At 70.2% G+C, this 18,524-nt stretch carries 19 protein-coding genes and 1 tRNA gene; 15 read left to right on the top strand and 5 right to left on the bottom strand.

Features of this window, described 5'->3' with window-relative positions:
- Window positions 1-11 precede the first annotated feature (11 nt).
- Together M1D56_RS15475 and M1D56_RS15470 are read right to left on the bottom strand one after the other, a co-directional pair.
- Window positions 12-881 (bottom strand): AraC family transcriptional regulator, encoded by an 870-nt coding sequence (locus tag M1D56_RS15475; RefSeq protein WP_456284125.1) that lies wholly within the window; start codon window positions 879-881, stop codon window positions 12-14.
- A 76-nt stretch (window positions 882-957) separates the two neighbouring features.
- The gene (locus M1D56_RS15470) at window positions 958-2,334 is read right to left on the bottom strand and encodes an IS1096 element passenger TnpR family protein (protein WP_456284124.1); all 1,377 of its coding nucleotides are present in this window, start codon (window positions 2,332-2,334) and stop codon (window positions 958-960) included.
- A 118-nt stretch (window positions 2,335-2,452) separates the two neighbouring features.
- Here M1D56_RS15470 and M1D56_RS15465 point away from each other — a divergent pair, with 118 nt between their 5' ends.
- Entirely contained in the window at window positions 2,453-3,025 is a 573-nt protein-coding gene (locus M1D56_RS15465; protein WP_456284123.1) for a hypothetical protein, read from the top strand.
- A gap of 31 nt (window positions 3,026-3,056) precedes the next feature.
- On the opposite strand, the gene M1D56_RS15460 is transcribed toward M1D56_RS15465, so the two are convergent.
- Window positions 3,057-4,091: a LacI family DNA-binding transcriptional regulator gene (locus M1D56_RS15460; protein ID WP_456284122.1), complete on the bottom strand. Its 1,035-nt coding sequence runs from the start codon at window positions 4,089-4,091 to the stop codon at window positions 3,057-3,059.
- 177 nt (window positions 4,092-4,268) lie between these two features.
- Here M1D56_RS15460 and M1D56_RS15455 point away from each other — a divergent pair, with 177 nt between their 5' ends.
- The 8 genes from M1D56_RS15455 to M1D56_RS15420 all read left to right on the top strand — a co-directional run bounded on the left by M1D56_RS15455 (window position 4,269) and on the right by M1D56_RS15420 (window position 10,406).
- On the top strand, window positions 4,269-5,306 hold the full coding sequence (locus M1D56_RS15455) for an asparaginase (RefSeq protein WP_456284121.1): 1,038 nt from the start codon (window positions 4,269-4,271) through the stop codon (window positions 5,304-5,306).
- Window positions 5,307-5,354: 48 nt separating this feature from the next.
- Window positions 5,355-6,236 carry a polysaccharide deacetylase family protein gene (locus tag M1D56_RS15450; protein WP_456284120.1) on the top strand — a complete coding sequence of 294 codons (882 nt, stop codon included), beginning with the start codon at window positions 5,355-5,357 and terminating at the stop codon, window positions 6,234-6,236.
- A 21-nt stretch (window positions 6,237-6,257) separates the two neighbouring features.
- Window positions 6,258-7,598 carry an MFS transporter gene (locus M1D56_RS15445; RefSeq protein WP_456284119.1) on the top strand — a complete coding sequence of 447 codons (1,341 nt, stop codon included), beginning with the start codon at window positions 6,258-6,260 and terminating at the stop codon, window positions 7,596-7,598.
- Complete coding sequence (locus tag M1D56_RS15440) at window positions 7,595-8,359, top strand: SDR family NAD(P)-dependent oxidoreductase (RefSeq protein WP_456284118.1); 765 nt, start codon at window positions 7,595-7,597, stop codon at window positions 8,357-8,359. The genes M1D56_RS15445 and M1D56_RS15440 overlap by 4 nt, the downstream gene beginning before the upstream one ends.
- A 2-nt stretch (window positions 8,360-8,361) precedes the next feature.
- Window positions 8,362-9,129 (top strand): SDR family NAD(P)-dependent oxidoreductase, encoded by a 768-nt coding sequence (locus tag M1D56_RS15435; protein WP_456284117.1) that lies wholly within the window; start codon window positions 8,362-8,364, stop codon window positions 9,127-9,129.
- Between the two features lie 44 nt (window positions 9,130-9,173).
- Complete coding sequence (locus tag M1D56_RS15430) at window positions 9,174-9,623, top strand: hypothetical protein (RefSeq protein ID WP_456284116.1); 450 nt, start codon at window positions 9,174-9,176, stop codon at window positions 9,621-9,623.
- A 101-nt stretch (window positions 9,624-9,724) separates the two neighbouring features.
- Window positions 9,725-9,795 (top strand) — tRNA-Cys (locus M1D56_RS15425).
- A 23-nt stretch (window positions 9,796-9,818) separates the two neighbouring features.
- Window positions 9,819-10,406 carry a 2'-5' RNA ligase family protein gene (locus tag M1D56_RS15420; protein WP_456284115.1) on the top strand — a complete coding sequence of 196 codons (588 nt, stop codon included), beginning with the start codon at window positions 9,819-9,821 and terminating at the stop codon, window positions 10,404-10,406.
- Between the two features lie 30 nt (window positions 10,407-10,436).
- On the opposite strand, the gene M1D56_RS15415 is transcribed toward M1D56_RS15420, so the two are convergent.
- Entirely contained in the window at window positions 10,437-10,799 is a 363-nt protein-coding gene (locus tag M1D56_RS15415) for a MerR family transcriptional regulator (protein WP_324013517.1), read from the bottom strand.
- A 50-nt stretch (window positions 10,800-10,849) separates the two neighbouring features.
- On the opposite strand from M1D56_RS15415, the gene M1D56_RS15410 reads away from it, so the two are divergent.
- Complete coding sequence (locus M1D56_RS15410) at window positions 10,850-11,740, top strand: aldo/keto reductase (protein ID WP_456284114.1); 891 nt, start codon at window positions 10,850-10,852, stop codon at window positions 11,738-11,740.
- A 1-nt stretch (window position 11,741) separates the two neighbouring features.
- Here M1D56_RS15410 and M1D56_RS15405 read toward each other — a convergent pair whose 3' ends face one another.
- Window positions 11,742-12,260, bottom strand: coding sequence for an ATP-dependent endonuclease (locus M1D56_RS15405; RefSeq protein ID WP_456284113.1), 519 nt, complete (start codon window positions 12,258-12,260; stop codon window positions 11,742-11,744).
- A 138-nt stretch (window positions 12,261-12,398) separates the two neighbouring features.
- Between M1D56_RS15405 and M1D56_RS15400 the strand changes: the two genes are divergently transcribed.
- Genes M1D56_RS15400 through M1D56_RS15380 form a run of 5 tightly spaced genes read left to right on the top strand, consistent with a single transcriptional unit; the run spans window position 12,399 to window position 18,510 of the window.
- Entirely contained in the window at window positions 12,399-13,415 is a 1,017-nt protein-coding gene (locus tag M1D56_RS15400; RefSeq protein WP_324013520.1) for a LacI family DNA-binding transcriptional regulator, read from the top strand.
- Between the two features lie 47 nt (window positions 13,416-13,462).
- Entirely contained in the window at window positions 13,463-14,722 is a 1,260-nt protein-coding gene (locus M1D56_RS15395) for a sugar ABC transporter substrate-binding protein (RefSeq protein ID WP_456284112.1), read from the top strand.
- 57 nt (window positions 14,723-14,779) lie between these two features.
- Entirely contained in the window at window positions 14,780-15,754 is a 975-nt protein-coding gene (locus tag M1D56_RS15390) for a carbohydrate ABC transporter permease (protein ID WP_324013522.1), read from the top strand.
- Entirely contained in the window at window positions 15,751-16,569 is an 819-nt protein-coding gene (locus M1D56_RS15385; protein WP_324013524.1) for a carbohydrate ABC transporter permease, read from the top strand. The genes M1D56_RS15390 and M1D56_RS15385 overlap by 4 nt, the downstream gene beginning before the upstream one ends.
- A 3-nt stretch (window positions 16,570-16,572) precedes the next feature.
- Window positions 16,573-18,510 (top strand): glycoside hydrolase family 127 protein, encoded by a 1,938-nt coding sequence (locus M1D56_RS15380; RefSeq protein WP_456284111.1) that lies wholly within the window; start codon window positions 16,573-16,575, stop codon window positions 18,508-18,510.
- The last annotated feature ends 14 nt before the right edge of the window (window positions 18,511-18,524 follow it).

The raw sequence follows: 18,524 nt of genomic DNA, 5'->3' as shown, positions 1-18,524 counted from the left end.
CCCGATGCCCGTCAGGCGCGCTCGACCGGGAGCCAGAGCTCGCACCGGGCGTGCGTGAACGCGGCGTCGTGCTCAAGAACGGCCACGATGGAGGGCCCCGGGCGCAGGCGCCAGGGGTTCGACGGGAACCACTCGGCGGCGGTCGCGGCCCACATGTCCTGCAGGGCCTTCGGATGCGGGCCGTCGCTCGTGAAGACGGCCCAGCTGCCGGCGGGCACCGCGATCGCATCGAGGTCGTCGGGAGCGTCGACGTCGTCCGAGATCGCGACACCGTGCAGGTACGTCAGCTCGCTGCCCTCCGCGCTGTCCTGCTCGATGTCGTCGGTCACCTGGAGGATGCCCGCCGGCTCGGTGTCGCCGAGCGCCTTGAGACGCACGTGCTCTTCCATCGGGATGCGGGCGATGTGCTCCTGGATGTGCGGGTTGACCCCCTCGTGGATGAGCGGCACGCGCGTGGCGTGGCCGACCAGCCGGAGTGCGGGGCGTTCGATGAGGCGGACGTGCATGGGGGTGCTCCCTTCGACGGTCAGGCGGAACCTGAGCTGCTGTTGACTGCGGAAGGGGCCGCCGTCGCGACGGGCCTCGCTCGGGCCGACGCCGTGCACGCTGCGGAACGCCCGCGCGAACGCCTCGGTCGATCCGTAGCCGTACCGCACCGCGATCGCGAGCAGGTCGCCCGACGACTCCGCGACATCCGCCGCGGCCAGGGTCATGCGCCGCCTCCGGACGTATTCCGAGACCGGCATGCCCGCGAGCGACGAGAACATCCGTCGCAGGTGGTGCTCCGTCGTGCCGTGGGCGTGCGCGACGGCGGCCACGTCGATCTCGTCGTCGGGCGTGCGCTCGACGGCGTCGATCAGGTCGTTGAGTGCGGCGATCATGGCCCTCCTTCCGCATCGAGTCTCGTTCGCACGACCGCTGCTCCGCCCGACCGTTCCGGACCGATCCGGTCGGGTGCTACCGCAGCGCCTCGCGCGCGAAGAGGGCGATGTCGGCGCTTCCCTCGCGCGTGAGCCGCTCGCGCCATCCGAAGAGCACCCCGAGCAGGTCCTCCGTGCGCCCGGCGACGCTCGCGATGTCATCGCGAGCGAACTCGCCGCTCGGGTGCTGCCATCCCGCCATCGTGAGCCCGAAGGCGATCGCGCGCCACCGCTCATCCGCCGGGGTGCCGTCGGCGAGCGAGAGGAACAGGAGCACCGCCGCGTCGACCTCGGCGTCCTGCAGCTTGCGGTAGAGCCCGCGCGCGACGAGTCGCAGCAGCCGCCGCGGGTGGCCGAGCGACTTCTTCGCCTCGGCGCCCAGCAGCAGGCGCCCCTTCTGCACCCGCACGAGCCCGAGGCGCTGCGCCGTCTCGCGCAGGTTCGCGATCGGCGGCGTGAGGTCCTCGCGGTTGCCCTTGCCGATCCAGTCCTCGATCCAGCCGAGCGCGGTCATGCCGTCGAGCACGACGTCGGGCGGCAGCCAGCCCGCCGAGGTGAGATCGATGCCGCCCGCGCCGACGGCATCGACGAGCCACGCGAACGGTCGGATGAGTCGCTCAGCCGCCGCATCGTCGATGTCGGTCGGCGCGAGCACGCCGGTGCGATAGAGATGCTGGCGGAGCTCGGAGCGGATGGCCGGAGGCAGCGTCCCCGCGAACGCGACGATGGGCGACTCGAGGTCGACATCGCCCGGCGGGCGCAGCTCGTCGGCCTTGACGAGGCCCGACAAGTCGTACGGGTGGACGCCCGAGCCGCCGGGGTTGAAGAGCAGATTGAGCTCGGCCTGGATCGACGGCGGGTCGAAGAACGTGGGGTCCGCCGGCGCCCAGGGCCCGACGGTGTCGGCGACCCACTGCCGGATCTCGTCGTGCTCGGGATGGTCGGGGTCGGCCCAGATCGCGCACTTCTCCTGGTACCCCTCCGCGCCGCCGGAGTCCTCCCACGGCCCGCGATTGCGCCCCGTGCGCAGAAGCACGGGCGGGGCCTCGGCGATCGGCGTCATCTCGTGGTTGATCTCCACGAGGTGGTGCCACGTGTCGCCGAAGTCGTAGATGTAGGCGAGCGGTGACTCCTCGAGGGCGCCGAGGATGGTCCACTCGTCCTCATCGAGGATCTCCGGATCGTCGGACGACGGCTGCCCCCACCGCAGCGGCGGGCGCGGGGTCAGGTCCTCGGTGAGGGGCAGCCCCTCGAAGGTCTCGTGTCGATGGGTCTCGCGCCAGCCCAGCATCACCTGGATCGCCATGTGCAGCTGGCGGATGGTCATCTGGCCGTCGATCTCGAACTCGCGCCAGATCTCCGGCTCGACGTCGCGCAGGGTGACGCGGAGGTAGAGGCGTTCGTCCGGTTCCATGGGTCGATCGTACGGACAGGCCGCGGCCCAACGTTGGGCCAGGGCCCTTGCCGCTCGTGCGCCGCGGCCCTACCGTGCTGTGCGAGAAGCCGACGCGCTCGACGCCGGAGGAGTGCCCATGACCGCCATCACGCCCCGGAGCCGTCCCTGGCTGCTGCGCCGCTGGGCCGCCCTCGCCGGGATCGTGTTCGGAGGGGCCCTCGCCCTCGCCTTCGCGCGCGGCTTCTCGGACTCCGCCGAGGTCGCTCAGGTGCTCACGGCGGCCGGCTTCGTCTACCTCGGCGCCGCCGCGCTCGGCCGGCCCAGCCTCGCGTGGCCGCTCTTCGGCGTCACCTTCGTGCTCATCGGCGTCGGGGCCCTCGTCGACGGATTCGACCCGTTCTGGGCCCTGGTCGTCCTCGCGATCGCGCTCGCCGTCGTCGGCGTCGTGCGCGGAGCCATCCGGCCGCCGTGGGGGCTCCCGCTGCAGGCCGCTGCGATGGCCGCGATCATCGGGATCGCGCTCGTCGTCGCGGCGCTCGGTCAGCCGTGGGCGGGAGTGCTCGTCGGGCTCGGGCTGCTCGGGCACGCGGCGTGGGATGCGCGGCACCTGCGTGCGCGACGCGTCGTCGCGCCATCCATGGCCGAGTTCTGCTGCGCTCTCGACGCGCTGCTCGGCGTGGCGGTGATCGGGATGTCCGTGGCCGCGTGAGTCACGGTGACTCGGGCGACCGGGCCGTGAGTCACGGTGACTCGGACACGGTGGTCGACGCGCGCACGAGGAGCTCGGGCGTCAGCAGCGAGGACTCGGGTGTCTCGCCCGCGACGACCCGCAGGAGGGTCTCGAGAGCACGCCGCCCCATCTCGTGCATCGGCGAGCGGACGGTCGTGAGCGGGATGCCCACGGAGGCCGCGAGCGGCGTGTCGTTGTAGCCGACGAGGGCGACGTCGTCCGGCACCGACAGGCCCCGCGTGATGAGGGCGCCGAGGCTTCCGATCGCGGCGAAGTCGTTGGTCGCGAAGACCGCGTCGGGGCGGATCCCGGCGTCGAGCGCCGCCATCGTCGCCTCCTGCCCGGCGGCCGCGTCGAATCCGCGATAGACGATGCGCTCGGGCGGCACGTCCACGCCCGCGTCATGGAAGCTGTCGATGAGCCCCTGCGTGCGGTCGCGGGCGGTGGAGGCGAACGCGAGGCCCGCGAGGATCAGGACGTCGGTGCGGCCGATCCGGAGCAGGTGCTCGCCGACGAGGCGGCCTCCCAGATAGTCGTCGCACGTGACCCCCACGTGCGGAGGGCGTCGTCGCGAGGTCACGACGAACGGCACTCCCTGCTCCGCGAGCTCGTCGAGGAACGGGTCGTCGAGGTGGGCGTCTCCGAAGATGATCCCGTCGACGCGGCGGTCGAGCATCTGCTGGGTGCGGATGCGCTGCTGCGCGACGTCGTCGAGCGAGTTCGTCACGAACGTCGAGATGCCGCGCTCTCCGGCGGCCTCGTCGATGCCCTCGTAGATCGTGGCGAGCACGTAGTCCTGGAGCCGGGGGACGATGACGCCGATCTGGTTCGATCGCGCCGTGCGCAGGCTCGCTGCGTGGGGGTTGCGTCGGTAGCCGTGCTCCTCGGCGATCTGCCGGATCTCCGCGACCTTGCCCGGTGAAGCCCAGCGCAGGGCCTCCTCGCCGGGGGCGCCCAGGACGCGGGAGACGGTCGTGATGCTCACGCCGGCGAGGTCGGCGATGCCGCGCTGGGTGATGGGGCGCCGGCCCGGTGGTGGTGTCACGCGTGCTCCTCGTGGGACGAGTCCATTGTGGCGCACGGCGCCGTCGCCGCCGACGCGATGTCACGTCGGTTTGCCGCAAACTCCTGTAACACGATCTTCACACAAACGATTGCGTTTAACGATTGTGTGGGAGCAGTATGGACGGCAACCCGCTCGCTCGACCCTCGGAAGAAGCTCATGCCCCACCTCGTGCTCCTCGGTACCGGAGGCACCATCGCCTCGCGGCGCATGCCCTCCGGCGGGTCGAAGGCGACCGACTCCGCGGCCGAGCTCGCCGCCGCCGCGGGGGATCTCGACGGCGACATCACGGTCGAGGTGCACGACGTGCTGGCGGTCAACTCGTTCAACCTCGCGCTGCGCGACCTGCGCACCATCTCCGACGCGGTGGCTCACGCGCTCTCCCGAGACGACGTCGACGGCATCGTCGTCTCGCACGGCACGGACACGCTCGAGGAGACGGCTGCTCTGCTCGACCTCGTCCACGACGATCCCCGCCCCGTCGTGCTCACCGGTGCGCAGCGCTCGGCCGACGCGCCGGACACCGACGGCCCGCGCAACCTGCGAGACGCCCTCGTCGTGGCTGCCTCGCCCGACAGCCGCGGTCGCGGGGCGCTCGTGGTGTTCGCGGGCGAGGTCTTCAGCGCGTTCGGGCTTCGCAAAGCGCACACGCTCGCCGCCCAGCCGTTCGCGAACGTCTTCGGAGGGCCGATCGGGCGCGTCCTCGAGCGACCGGAGTACGCGTTCCGCCCCGACGCCCGCGCACCTCTCGCCCGACCGGGTGCCGCCTTCGACGCCGTCCGCGTCGACCTCGTGCTCGCCTACCCCGGCGCCGACTCAGCGCTGCTGGACGCCGCGGTGCGCGCGGGCGCGCAGGGCGTGATCGTCCTCGGCGGCGGCGCAGGGAACCCGGGGATCCGACTGACCGAGGGGATCGCGCGCGCCTCGAGGGCGGGCGTCGTCGTCGGGCTCGGAACGCGGACGGGGGCAGGCACCGTCGTTCCGCTGTACGCGGGGGGCGGCGCGGTCGACGCCGTCCACGCCGGCGCGGTATCCCTCGGCGCGGTTCCGGCGACTCAGGCGCGCATCCTCCTCGCCCTGATCCTCGCGGAAGCCCAGGACGCGGCGGACGACGGCGCCGCGGAGACCGCGCGCAGCCGATTCGCGCGCATCTGCACGCATGCGGACGCGCGGTCTGCGCCATCCGCTGCCCTCTGACCACCCACACGAAGGACATCCGTCCTCACTGAGAAAAGGAGATCCACCATGGCCAAGGAAATCTTCGTGGCTTTCGGAGTCGACGTCGACGCCGTCGGCGGATGGCTCGGCTCGTACGGCGGGGAGGACTCGCCCGGCGACATCTCGCGCGGCCTCTTCGCCGGCGAGGTCGGCGTGCCGCGGCTCAACCGCCTGTTCGAGCGGTACGACCTGCCGAGCACGTGGTTCTGGCCCGGGCATTCCATCGAGACGTTCCCCGAGCAGTTCGACCAGGTCGTCGCCGCGGGCCACGAGATCGGGGTCCACGGCTACAGCCATGAGAACCCCATCGCCATGACGCGCGAGCAGGAGTCGGAGATCCTGACCTACTGCATCGACCTCATCGAGCGGCGCGCGGGCAAGCGGCCCACGGGCTACGTCGCGCCGTGGTGGGAGTTCTCGCCCGTCACGAACGAGCTCCTCATCGAGCAGGGCATCCGCTACGACCACTCGCTCATGCACCGCGACTTCGAGCCGTACTACGTCCGCGTCGGGGACACCTGGGACAAGATCGACTACGACAAGCCCGTGAGCACGTGGATGAAGCCGCTCGTGCGCGGTCAGGAGACCGATCTCGTCGAGATCCCCGCCAGCTGGTACCTCGACGACCTGCCTCCCATGATGTTCATCAAGTCGAGCCCGAACAGCCACGGCTTCGTGAATCCCCGCGACATCGAGCAGATGTGGCGCGACCAGTTCGACTGGATCCACCGCGAGAACGACTACGCGGTCTTCACCATGACCATCCACCCGGATGTCTCGGGGCGCCCGCAGGTGCTCCTCATGCTCGAGCGCCTCATCGAGTACATCAACTCGCACGACGGCGTGCGCTGGAGCACCTTCGACGGCATCGCGACCGACTTCCTCGCCCGTTCTCCGCGTCAGCACTGACGCGCACCCGAAGGACACGACATGTCAACCATCACCCCCGCGCTGCGCAGAGTCGGCGTGAGAGAGACCCGCCGGGCGACCGGCATCGCCTTCTTCGCCTGGACCATCGCGGTCTACGACTTCATCCTCTTCGGCACCCTGCTGCCGCGCATCGAGGAGGGATTCGGCTGGGAGCCGAGCTTCGCGCTCCTCGTCTCGACGTTCGTGAGCATCGGGACGTTCATCGTCGTGATCCTCGTGGGTCCGCTCGTCGACCGGCTCGGGCGCCGCAAGGGCATGGTGATCTCGGTCGGCGGAACCGCCGCCTCGTCTGCCGCGACCGCGATCACCCAGGGCGCCGTCTCGCTCGTCGGCGTCCGCGCGATCAGCGGCCTCGGCCTCGCCGAGCAGTCGGTCAACGCGACCTACCTCAACGAGCTCTACAGCGTCACCGACGACGAGAAGATCAAGCGCAACCAGGGCTTCGTCTACTCCATGGTGCAGACCGGCTGGCCGCTGGGCGCCCTGCTCGCCGCGGGCTTCGTGGCGATCATGACGGCGATCGTCGGCGCCGAGAACTGGCGCATCGTGTTCCTCGTGGCGACCGTCCCGGCGATCATCGTGGCCCTCCTGTGCCTCACGCTCAAGGAGAGCCCCCAGTTCGTGGCGATGCGCCACATCAAGAAGCTCAGCGCGGCCGGCGACCACGAGGGCGCCGAGCAGTTCGCCCGCAGCGTCGGCCTCGACGTGCAGAAGCACGCCCCGTTCCGACGCATCTTCCAGGGCCGTCACCTGCGGAGCACGATCGTGCTGTCGCTCGCGTGGCTGTTCAACTGGTTCGGCATCCAGACCTTCTCGGTGCTCGGCACGACCGTGCTCGAGAGCGGCAAGGGCTTCGACGCCTCGAACGCGCTCATCATGATCGTCCTGTCGAACATCGTCGGCGCGCTCGGCTACCTCACGCACGGATGGCTGGGCGATCGGCTCGGCCGACGCAACGTCATCGTCGGCGGATGGCTGCTCGGCGGCATCATGTTCGCCGCGATGCTGCTCGGGCCGAGCAATCCGGTGTTCGTACTCGTGACGTACATGCTCGGCCTGTTCTTCCTGCTCGGCCCGTACGCCGCGATCATGTTCTTCCAGGCGGAGTGCTACGACGCAGACTGCCGCGCCACGGGCTCGACGTTCATCGGCGCGATGAGCCAGCCCGGAGCCGTGATCGCGGGGTTCATCCTCACCGGCCTCGTCGCGGCCGCCGTGCCCTTCTCGATGGCGGCGTTCATCGTCGGCGCGCTCGGAACGTTCCTCTCCGGCCTCATCATGCTCTTCGTCAAGAAGGGGGCGGGCACCGTCGAGCCTCGCGCGGGGGAGGTGCCCGCATGACGGACGCACCGGTGACGATCATCTCGGGCGCCGCCAGCGGCATCGGCCGGGCGACCGCCGTGCGTCTCGCGGGCGACGGGCACCGCGTCGTCATCGGGCGCTTCCCGGGCGACCCGCACGACGCTCACGAGACCCTGCGCGGTGTGGAGTCCGCGGGCGGCGAGGGGATCGTCGTGGACCTGGATGTCGCGAGCACCGCGTCGACCGACGCCTTCGCCGAGGCGGCGCTCGCGGCCTTCGGGCGGATCGATCACGTCGTCGCGAACGCCGGCATCCTCCGTCGGGCCGCCTTCGCGGACATGACCGACGAGGCCTGGGACGCCATGCTGCAGGTCGACCTGCACGGCGTCATGCGGCTCGTGCGCGCGGCCATCCCGCACCTCTCGGAAGGCAGCTCGATCGTCGCCATCTCGTCCATCGCGGGCGGCGTGTACGGCTGGGAGGAGCACGCGCACTACGCGACGGCGAAGGCGGGCGTCCTCGGACTCGTCCGGAGCATCGCGGTCGAGTTCGCTCCGCGCGGCATCCGCGCGAACGCGATCATCCCCGGCCTCATCGAATCGCCGCAGTCTCTCGACGCGGCGAACTCGCTGGGGCCGGACGGCCTGCGCGCCGCGGGCGACTACATCCCCTGGGGGCGCGTCGGTCGCGTGGAGGAGGTCGCGAGCGTCGCGGCGTTCCTGCTCTCGCACGATGCGGGCTACGTGAGCGGCCAGTCGATCACGGTGGACGGCGGGCTCACCGTCGCGATGAGGAGCTGAGGATGACCCTTCCGGACTACGGCGGAGTGCTCGCCGGCCGCACCGCGCTGGTCACCGGCGCGGCGAGCGGGATCGGCCTGGCCACGGCCATCCATGTCGCCGCCGCGGGGGCACGCGTCGCGCTCGCCGACCGCAGCCCTCGTGTCGCAGACGCAGCGGCCGAGATCTCGCGCGGCGGGTCGGCCGAGCACGTCGGCCTGACCTTCGACGCGGCGGAGGAGGCGAGTATCGTCTCCGTCGTCGCGGAGGCGGAGCGCGCGCTGGGGCGCATCGACGTGCTGGTCACCTCGCACGGGATCCTGACCGAGTCGCCGGTCGAGAGCATGGGCCTCGCGCAGTGGAACGAGACCCTCTCGATCGATCTGACCAGCGTCTTCCTGCTGTGCCGCGAGGTGCTCCCGGGGATGCGTGCGCGCGGGCACGGTCGCATCATCAACGTCGCATCGCAGCTCGGGCAGAAGGGCGGAACGGGCATGGCGCACTACGCGGCGGCCAAGGCCGGCGTGATCGCTCTCACGAAGTCGCTCGCTCTCGAGGTGTCGCGCGACGGCGTGCTCGCGAACTGCATCGCGCCGGGCCCGATCGAGACGCCGCTCGTGGCCGGCATCAGCGATGACTGGAAGGTCGCGAAGCGCGCCGAGCTGCCCCTCGGGCGCTTCGGGCAGGTCGACGAGGTCGCGCCCACGGCCGTCATGCTCGCGTCCTCGCCGTTCGGAGACCTCTACGTCGGCCAGACGCTGGGGCCCAACAGCGGAGACGTGATGCTCTGATGTGCGGAGGGTGCGGGGCAGCGCAGGCATCGTGGGCCGATGCCGTGCTGTCCCGCGCCCACGCGCGCGGCGTGGTCGCGCGGATCGCATCCGCACTCGGACATCGTCTGAGCGTCCGCGCGTCGCCGAGCGGATGGACGGTGTCGCGCGCCGGATCCGCCCCGGCCGTCTGCAGGACCGCTCGCGAGCTCGCGCATGTCCTTCAGCCGGAGGTCGAGGTTCTGCACGCACGGGATGGCGCCGACGGTCTCCTCCAGTGGATGCTCACGGAGGGCGAGCACCGGCCGGTGACCGTCGCCCGCGGGGACGTGCCGGCCGGGATGGTCCGAGCCGCACCGGATGATCGCGCTCGCCCCGTGCGCCCCGAGGCGGTCATCCCCTCGGTGCTCCATGCGTGCCTTCTCGAGGTCGCGGGCGTCGCCGCTCCGCGTCTTCTGCTCTCCGACGACGAGGGCCGCTGGATCCTGGACCCGTCGTCACATGCGGGCGGCTGAACGTCGATCTGTGACGAACGCCCCTGTCACAGGGGGGGCTGACCGCCGTCCGGAAACACAGGGCCCTGCTCGGTCAGCGCGCCGATATCGTCGGTGGTCACGGTGCCTTGGCCGAGCGGTGAGGCAGCGGCCTGCAAAGCCGCGCAGGCGGGTTCGACTCCCGCAGGCACCTCGTCCCCGTCAAAGGAGAAGCCCGTGAAGCGCGCGATCATGACCGACCCCGAGCAGCTGCGTTCGCTCGAGGGCCAGCAGTACGTCGTGCTCTGCCCGACGGGGCCGGTGGCGGCGTTCTTCGACTCGACGCAGGAGGAGCTCCGCGCGTCGGTGCCGACGGCGCCCTTCCCGACCGTCGGGCACGTGACGCTGCGCGGCTTCTCGGAAGCGCGCCGCGTCGGAGAGCTCCGCGATGAGATCCGGGCCTGGGCGGCGGGGATCTCTCCCATCGAGCTGCAGGTGGACGCCGTCGACGCCTTCCCTGCGCCCTTTCAGATCGTCATCACGCGGCTCGCCCGGACCGCGTCGCTCGTCGACGCCTACTCGAGCCTCACCGATCGCCTCGACGCCACGGACTTCAGTCGGATCGGCGAGCTGCCCCTGGAGCAGTGGGTCTTCCATCTCTCGCTCATCTACGGCGCAGCGCTCTCCGCGGAGGAATGGGAGGCGCTGCGTCGCGGAGCCGTCCGCGACATCCCCTCGGGCCCCAGCGAGACGGTCGCGAGCGTCGAGTTCGTGTGGTTCAAGGGCGGTGCCGAGCACTCCGAGACGATCGCGCTCGGGGCCTGACCGCCCTGACTCACGCGCCGCCCGCGGATGTCAGACCGCGACGAGTCGGCGCAGCCCCTCGACCGTCTCCCGCTGATGGTCGAGCGTCTCGATGCGCTCGTCGATGGACTCGAGATGCTCGCGCAGGTAGTCGGCGACGCACGCGTCGAGTCTGACGCCATCGCCGATGAAGCAGGGCAGGATCTTCGCGACGATCGCGAGCGGCAGGCCGGCGTCGAGCAGACGCCGGATGCGGAGCACCGTCTCGACGGAGGCGCGATCGAAGCGGCGGTGCCCCGCCGCGGTGCGAACCGAGGTGATCAGGCCCTGCTGCTCGTAGTAGCGGATCGAGCGGACGCTTGAGCGCGTGCGCTCCGCCAGCTCGCCGATCCCGATCGCATCGAGACGCTCCATGTCGATCTCCTCTTGCATCTGACACTGATGTCAGGTCCTACGGTCGCCCCATGACCACGACACACGACGCAACCGCTGCCCTGACGCAAACCTTCCCGCTCGGAGGCGACCTCGCCATCCACCGGATCGGGTTCGGCGCGATGAGGCTCACGGACGCGACCGGTGATGGCACCCAGGCCGGAGCGCGGATCTGGCAGGCACCCGCTGATCCGGCTGCTGCCATCGCTGTGCTTCGCCGGGCCGTCGAGCTCGGGGTGCAGTTCATCGACACGGCCGATTCCTATGCCCTGGGCGAGAACGAGGAGCTGATCGCCCGGGCCCTGCACCCCTACGGTGAGGATCTCGTGATCGGAACCAAGGTCGGCAACCTCAGGCCCTCGCCGGATGAGTGGGTCCCGCTGGGGCATCCCGTCTACCTCCGTCAGCAGGTCGAGCTCTCGCTCCGACGGCTCCGTCTCGACCGGATCGATCTCGTCAGCCTCCACCGCCTCGACCCGGCGTACCCCGTCAGCGACCAGGTCGGGGCTCTCGCCGAGCTGCGCGCGGAGGGCAAGATCCGGCACATCGGTCTGTCCGAGGTGTCGGTCGCCGAGATCGACGAGGCCCTCGCGGTCGCGCCGATCGCCGCTGTTCAGAACCTCTACAACGTGGGCGCGCGCGACCACGACCCCGTGGTGGACTACACAGCCGCACACGGGATCGCGTTCGTGCCGTTCTTCCCGCTCGCGGTCGGCGCCCACACGCGCGCGTCCGGAATGCTCGACGAGGTCGCGCGCAGGAACGGCGTGCTGCCGGGTCAGGTGGCGATCGCCTGGCTCCTCCGTCGCTCTGCAAATGTCGTCCCGATCCCCGGGACCACATCCATCCGCCATCTGGAGGAGAACATCGCGGCCTCGAGCGTCGAGCTGAGCGATGACGACCTGATCGCGCTCGGCGGCTGAATCACCGTGATTCAGCCGCCGCGTGGATGACCTCCACGAGCGGTCGGGGTAACTCGTCAGGGCGGAGGATCGCGACGAGAGCGGAGGCGTAGCGGAGCTTGCGCCCGCCGATCGATCCCATGAAGCGGTGAAGCACCTCCTCGACAGGGTGCTCGCGGTGGAAGGGCTGACCGCGCAGCGCGCGCCACGCGGGCAGGTCGCCCTCCGCCTCGATGACGTCGAGCACGCGGTCGGCTCCCGCCGCGCGGATCAGCTCCTCCTCGAGATCGCGCTCGCACGCGAAGAGAGCGGATGGCTGCGCCGACGAATGCGCGAGCGCGCGCTCGACACGGTGGTGCTCGGGTGCGTCGTAGAGCACGACGACGCGGTCGGCCGCGTGCTCCTCAAGGTGACGCAGCAGGTTCGTGATGCCGTACATGACGACGATCTCGGCCGAGAGCGGGCGACGCAGAGCCACCGCCGCGGCCTCCAGTGCCGCGCGGTCGCTCTCGCCCTCGACGAGGATCACGGTCCGCGACATGAGGGGACCGTAGCAGGGCCGGAGGGCTCTGTCGCGGCGCGACGACATGCGGTCGGAACCTCCCTCTTGCGCCGACCGCGGCGCATCCGCTAGCTTCGAACCGGTTCGAAGTCGAACCGGTTCGAAGTGGAGGACAGCATGGTCACCATCGGGGACGTCGCCCGCGTCGCAGGCGTCTCGCGGAGCACCGCCTCGTATGCGCTGTCGGGGAAGCGGGCCATCTCGCCGGAGGTCCGCCAGCGCGTGGAAGAGGCGGTCCGGTCACTTGGCTTCACCCCGAACGCCGGAGCCCGTGCTCTGGCGACATCGCAGACGAAGGTGCTGGGGGTGCTCGCCCGGTTCCTCTCAGACGAGTTCGCGCCCGCCATGCTGCAGTACATCCTCGGAATCTCTGACTGCGCTCGCGCGCGCGGCTACGACACCCTGCTGATCTCCGAGGAGGACGGGGTCGCGGCTCTCAAGCGCATCTCGGACTCCCGCATGGTCGATGGGTTTGTCCTCCTCAACGTCGCCGAGAACGACACCCGCCTCGCGCCGCTGCGCGCTGCGCAGCAGCCCGGTGCTCTCGTCGGACTGCCCGCCGACACATCGGGCGTCGACGTGTTCGATCTCGACTTCGTCGCGACCGGCCGTCTCATGGTCGACCGTCTTCACGAGCTCGGTCATCGCGACCTGATCCTCGTCTCTCAGCCGGAGCACGTCGTGGAGCGCGGCGGCGCGTACGTATGGCGCCTCGCCGACGCTGCAGCTGGGCGCGCCGAAGAGCTGGGGATCACGCTGCACCGCTACTTCGGCGCATCGAGCCAGCCCGACATCGGGCGCGATCTGGTGTCGTTCCTCGACGCGCATCCGGACGTCACGGGGTTGCTGTTGAACAACGAGGCGGCGGCGGCGGCCTTGCCCAGCGTCCTGTGGGAGCGCGGTCTCAGGACTCCCGAGGACCTCTCCGTCATCGGACGCTACTCCGATGACTTCGCGCGCACGTTCTCCCTTCCGTTCTCTTCCGTCGACAGTGCGGCGGCCGAACTCGGCCGACGTGCCGTCGAGCAGCTCGTCGCCCGGATCGAGGGCGCCGACGTGCCCCACACCGTAGAGCTCATCCCACCCGTCATCCACGATCGCGGCTCCATCGCCGCACCCCCCGCTCGCGCCTGACAGCATCCGCCCGCACCCGACGGGCATCCCGTTCAAGGAGGAACCCCATGATCATCAGGAACCTGCGCAGGCCGCTCGCGCTCGCGAGCGCCCTCATCGCCGTCGGCGCGCTCGCCGGCTGCGCGGGCACGACCGGCACCGAAGCCGGCTCGGGCTCATCCGACACCTACACCTGGTGGGATCCGTACCCGCAGCACGAGGAGGGATCCGACTGGGCCGACCGCGTGCAGGCCTGCGGCACCGAAGCGGGCGTGACGATCGAGCGCACGGCGTACGACACGACGGCCCTCACCAACCAGGCGCTCCTGGCCGCTCAGGAGAACAATTCGCCCGACATCATCCTGCTCGACAACCCCGCCGTCTCGACGCTCGCGGAGACCGGCATGGTGTCCACCGTCGATGAGCTCGGCCTGGACGTTTCCGGGGTCGACGAGAACCTCCTCGCTGCGGGCGAGCTGGACGGCGAGACCTACGGCATCCCGATCGGGGCGAACACACTTGCCCTCTACTACAACGCCGACATCCTGGCCGAGGCGGGCGTCGACCCCGCCTCGATCACCGACTGGTCGAGCTTCGAGGAGGCGCTGGCTGCCGTATCCGAGACCGGCAAGCGCGGCATCACCTTCTCGGCGCTCAACACGGAGGAGGGCTCGTTCCAGTTCCTTCCGTGGTTCTGGGGCGCAGGGGCAGAGCTCACGGAGCTGAACTCGCCGGAGGCAGTCGAGGCCCTCGAGCTCTGGAAGGGGTGGCTCGATGCGGGCTACGCCCCCAACTCGGTCATCACCAACTCGCAGAACACCGTCTGGGAGGAGTTCCTCACCGGTGAGTTCGCCTTCGCCGAGAACGGCACGTGGCAGGTGAACAGCGCTGCCGAGGCCCCCTTCCAGACCGGAGTGATCACGCTGCCTGCGAAGGACGGCGGTGCCGCTCCCGCTCCGACCGGCGGCGAGTTCATCATCGCCCCCGTCCAGGCGGACACCGCGCGCTATGAGGTGACGCGCCAGATCATCGAGTGCATGACGACGTCCGAGGGGTTCGTCGAGACCGCGACGACGTTCGCGTACTACATCCCGCCCACGGCCGAGGGACAGGAGGCGCTGCTGGAGGAGAACCCGGAGCTCGAGACGTGGGTCTCTGCGGTTCAGTCGGCGAAGGGCCGCACGAGTGACAACCTCGGCACGGACTATCCGATCATCTCGGAGCAGCTCTGGACCGCTGTCCAGAGCGCGCTCTCGGGAGTCGAGTCTCCGCAGGACGCCCTCGACGCCGCGCAGGAGGCCGCCGCGGCCGAGACCGGGGGCCAGTGACCCCGTGAGAGACGCCGGGGCGGAGCCTTCTCCGCCCCGGCCCGAAACGAGAGCATCATGACCCTCACAACCTCCGCACGCACCGCCGGCGCACCGGGCGACACGGCCGCGTTCGTCGTCCCCGATCCGCGCAGGCGCCGGCCTTCGCCGCTGCTCGGATCGCGCTGGGTCGCGTTCGCCTTCGCGTTGCCTCTGCTGGCGTACCTGCTGATCTTCTACGTCTTCCCGCTCGTCCGCAGCGTCGACCTGAGCGTCCACGATTACACGATCCGCGCGTTCGTCCAGGGCAATGCCGAGTTCGTAGGCCTCGCCAACTACGTCGACATCGTGCAGTCGCCGCTGTTCGCTACGGCACTCGCGAACACGGCAGCATTCGTCTTCGTCTCGCTGCTGTTCCAGTACGCGATCGGCTTGGCGCTCGCCGTCTTCTTCCGGACGAGCTTTCCGCTGTCAGGCATCCTGCGCGGACTCTTCCTCGTGCCGTGGCTGCTCCCGCTCATTGTGTCGGCCTCGACCTGGTCGTGGATGCTCAACAGCGACAGCGGCATCGTCAACTCGGTGCTCGCCGCGTTCGGCGGGCCCCAGATCAACTGGCTGACGTCGCCCGAGACGTCGCTCACCGCGGTGATCATCGCGAACATCTGGCTCGGCATCCCGTTCAACCTCGTCATCCTCTACGCCGGCCTGCAGAACATCCCCGGCGACGTCTACGAGGCGGCGTCGCTCGACGGAGCCGGCCCGTGGCGACAGTTCTGGAGCATCACGTTTCCGCTCCTGCGTCCGGTCTCGGCCATCACGCTCCTGCTCGGGCTCGTCTACACCCTCAAAGTCGTCGACATCATCTGGATCATGACGGCCGGCGGGCCCGCGAATTCCTCGACGACGCTGGCGATCTGGTCCTACCGCGAGGCGTTCGGGACCGGCCAGCCAGACCTGTCGCCCGCGGCCGCGATCGGCAACCTCCTCATCGTGATCGCCCTCATCTTCGGATTCCTCTATCTGCGCGTGCAGCGACGCGAGGTGAACTCATGACGGCCCGACACAACTGGTGGAAGGTCGCGCTGGGCGTCATCTTCACCGCCCTGATGCTCTTCCCCGTCTACTGGATGGTCAACGTCTCGCTGACGCGCACGAGCGACCTGCGCGCGAACCCGCCGCACGTCTTCCCGTTCGACCCGACGTTCGAGGGTTTCGAAGCGGTCTTCCGCCAGCAGCTCCCGAACCTCGGCACGAGCCTGCTCATCGGCCTCGGCTGCGTGGTGCTGACGGTCGTCATCGCAGCACCGGCGGCCTACGCGATCGCGCTGCTCAACCTCCGCGGAGGGCGCACGCTGAACTTCCTCCTGCTGGTGGCGCAGATGATCCCGGCCGTGGTCATGGCGATGGGCTTCTACGCGATCTACGTCCGCCTCGGACTGCTCAACAGCGTGTGGGGCCTCATCCTCGCCGACTCGACGGTCGCCGTGCCGTTCGGCGTGCTGCTCTTCAGCGCGTTCATGACCGGTCTGCCACGGGAGCTGCTGCAGGCGGCTCGCGTGGACGGCGCGGGAGCGTGGCGCACCTTCGTGTCGATCGTGATGCCGATGAGCCGCAACTCGGTGCTCACGGTGTCGCTCTTCGCCTTCCTGTGGGCGTGGTCCGACTTCGTCTTCGCATCGACCCTCGCGCGCAACAGCGACCTGCGGCCCGTGACGCTCGGCATCTTCGCATACATCGGCAACAACACCACGCAGTGGAACGCCATCATGGCGACCGCCGTCGTCGCTTCCATCCCCGCTGCCGTCCTCCTTGTGATGGCTCAGCGCTACGTCGCCGCCGGTGTGACCGCCGGCGCAGTGAAGGACTGATCCGTGACCTCATTCTCGACCTCGACCGAGCCGTCCCCGAATGGCCTCCGCGTCGGCAGTCGTCCCGTGGCACCCGCGAACGCGCGCATTCACGGCGTGGACGTCTCGTCATACGCGCTCGACGGGGCGGGCTTCTGGGGCTCGCGGCAGCGAGTGAACGGCACGGCGACCATCGCGCACTGCCTCGAGTGGATGGAGCGGCTCGGCTGGATCGAGAACTTCGACCGGATCGCCCGCGGCGACGTGACGCGCGAGCGAGCGGGATGGCAGTTCTCCGACTCCGAGGTGTACAAGCTTCTCGAGGCGATGGCCTGGGAGCTGTCGCGCCGGGCGGACGACGAGCTCGCGGGGGCTTACGCGCGTCTCGTCGCGCGGGTCGCAGCCGCCCAGGACGACGACGGCTACCTCTCCACGGCGTTCGGCCATCCTGGACTCCCGCCCCGGTACTCCGACCTGGCGATGGGGCATGAGCTCTACAACATCGGGCACCTGCTCCAGGCGGCCGTCGCGCGGGTGCGCACCTATGGCACCGACGATCTCGTCGCCGTGGCGCGCCGTGCCGCCGACCACGTCTGCACCCGATTCTGGGATGACGAGGACGGCCTCTGCGGGCACCCTGAGATCGAGGTCGCGCTCGCGGAGTTCGGACGTGCCCTCGGCGAGCCGCGCTACGTCGAGCAGGCCCGTCGCTTTCTCGAGCGACGTGGCAGGGGGCGGCTGCCCGTGCGACCGCTGCTGTCGGCCGATTACTTCCAGGACGACGCGCCGATCCGTGAGGCCGACGTGCTGCGCGGGCATGCCGTGCGCGCGCTGTACCTGTCCGCGGGCGCCGTCGACGTTGCGGTGGAGACGCACGACGGCGACCTCCTGGCCGCGCTCGAGCGTCAGTGGTCCCGCACTGTGGAGCGGCGTACGTACCTCACAGGAGGGATGGGGTCGCGTCATCAGGATGAGGGCTTCGGCGACGACTGGGAGCTGCCGGCCGACCGTGCGTATTGCGAGACGTGTGCCGGCGTGGCCTCGGTCATGTTCGCGTGGCGGCTCCTCCTCGCGACGGGCGATGTGAAGTACGCCGACCTCATCGAGCGCACCCTCTTCAACGTGGTGGCGACGTCACCGAGCGCGGACGGCCGTGCCTTCTTCTACGCCAACCCACTTCACCAGCGGGAGGAGGCCGGTGAAGCGGCGGACGGGGTCAATCACCGCGCGGAGGGCGGTGTCCGGGCGCCGTGGTTCGATGTGTCCTGCTGCCCGACCAACGTCGCAAGGACGCTCGCCTCTCTGCCGGCCTACCTCGCCGCCGAGGAAGGCGACGCGCTCATCCTCCTGCAGTACGCCGCCGGGGAGCTCACCGGGCGAGGGCTCGTGCTGCGGATCGAGACCGACTACCCGTTCGACGATCGCGTCCGCGTGCACGTCGTCGAAGCTCCCGACGAGGAGCGCACGTTGCGGCTGCGCGTCCCGTCATGGGCCGAGCACGCAACGCTTGCGGCACCGGACGCCGCACCGACGTTCGTCGAAGCCGGATGGGCGCAGGTGCGGCGCGTCTTCTCTCCCGGGGACGTCGTCGAGCTCGTGCTGCCTGTCGGCCCGCGCTTCACGTGGCCCGACGCCCGCATCGACGCGGTTCGGGGGACGGTGGCTGTGGAGAGGGGGCCGCTGGTGCTCTGCGTGGAGTCGCTCGATCTCCCGCCGCAGACGCGCATCGACGGCGTCCGCGTCGATACCCGCTTCGAGCCGCGTCCGGACGCCGACGGCGCCGTCGTGAGCGTCGCCATGGCACCGGAACGGGATCCGCGCGGATGGGCGTATGGCCCGGTTCCGGCGGAGAGCCCACAGGAGCGTCGATCAGAGGTCCGCCTCATCCCCTACCACCGTTGGGCCGAACGCGGTCCGTCGACCATGCGGGTCTTCCTGCCCGCGCTCACCGCCCGCAGCTGACGGCGGGCGTCACC

This window comes from Microbacterium sp. JZ101 (assembly GCF_053903175.1).
Note: the sequence above shows the minus strand (reverse complement) of the source record. Positions and strands in the feature narration are given on the sequence as shown.

Excerpts from the sequence above, each read along its gene's own strand:
- M1D56_RS15390 (WP_324013522.1), top strand. The coding sequence starts at position 14,780 with ATGACCCTCACAACCTCCGCACGCACCGCCGGCGCACCGGGCGACACG.
- M1D56_RS15465 (WP_456284123.1), top strand. The coding sequence starts at position 2,453 with ATGACCGCCATCACGCCCCGGAGCCGTCCCTGGCTGCTGCGCCGCTGG.
- M1D56_RS15400 (WP_324013520.1), top strand. The coding sequence starts at position 12,399 with ATGGTCACCATCGGGGACGTCGCCCGCGTCGCAGGCGTCTCGCGGAGC.
- M1D56_RS15445 (WP_456284119.1), top strand. The coding sequence starts at position 6,258 with ATGTCAACCATCACCCCCGCGCTGCGCAGAGTCGGCGTGAGAGAGACC.
- M1D56_RS15385 (WP_324013524.1), top strand. The coding sequence starts at position 15,751 with ATGACGGCCCGACACAACTGGTGGAAGGTCGCGCTGGGCGTCATCTTC.
- M1D56_RS15475 (WP_456284125.1), bottom strand. The coding sequence starts at position 881 with ATGATCGCCGCACTCAACGACCTGATCGACGCCGTCGAGCGCACGCCC.
- M1D56_RS15455 (WP_456284121.1), top strand. The coding sequence starts at position 4,269 with ATGCCCCACCTCGTGCTCCTCGGTACCGGAGGCACCATCGCCTCGCGG.
- M1D56_RS15440 (WP_456284118.1), top strand. The coding sequence starts at position 7,595 with ATGACGGACGCACCGGTGACGATCATCTCGGGCGCCGCCAGCGGCATC.
- M1D56_RS15410 (WP_456284114.1), top strand. The coding sequence starts at position 10,850 with ATGACCACGACACACGACGCAACCGCTGCCCTGACGCAAACCTTCCCG.
- M1D56_RS15470 (WP_456284124.1), bottom strand. The coding sequence starts at position 2,334 with ATGGAACCGGACGAACGCCTCTACCTCCGCGTCACCCTGCGCGACGTC.
- M1D56_RS15395 (WP_456284112.1), top strand. The coding sequence starts at position 13,463 with ATGATCATCAGGAACCTGCGCAGGCCGCTCGCGCTCGCGAGCGCCCTC.
- M1D56_RS15405 (WP_456284113.1), bottom strand. The coding sequence starts at position 12,260 with ATGTCGCGGACCGTGATCCTCGTCGAGGGCGAGAGCGACCGCGCGGCA.
- M1D56_RS15415 (WP_324013517.1), bottom strand. The coding sequence starts at position 10,799 with ATGGAGCGTCTCGATGCGATCGGGATCGGCGAGCTGGCGGAGCGCACG.
- M1D56_RS15450 (WP_456284120.1), top strand. The coding sequence starts at position 5,355 with ATGGCCAAGGAAATCTTCGTGGCTTTCGGAGTCGACGTCGACGCCGTC.
- M1D56_RS15435 (WP_456284117.1), top strand. The coding sequence starts at position 8,362 with ATGACCCTTCCGGACTACGGCGGAGTGCTCGCCGGCCGCACCGCGCTG.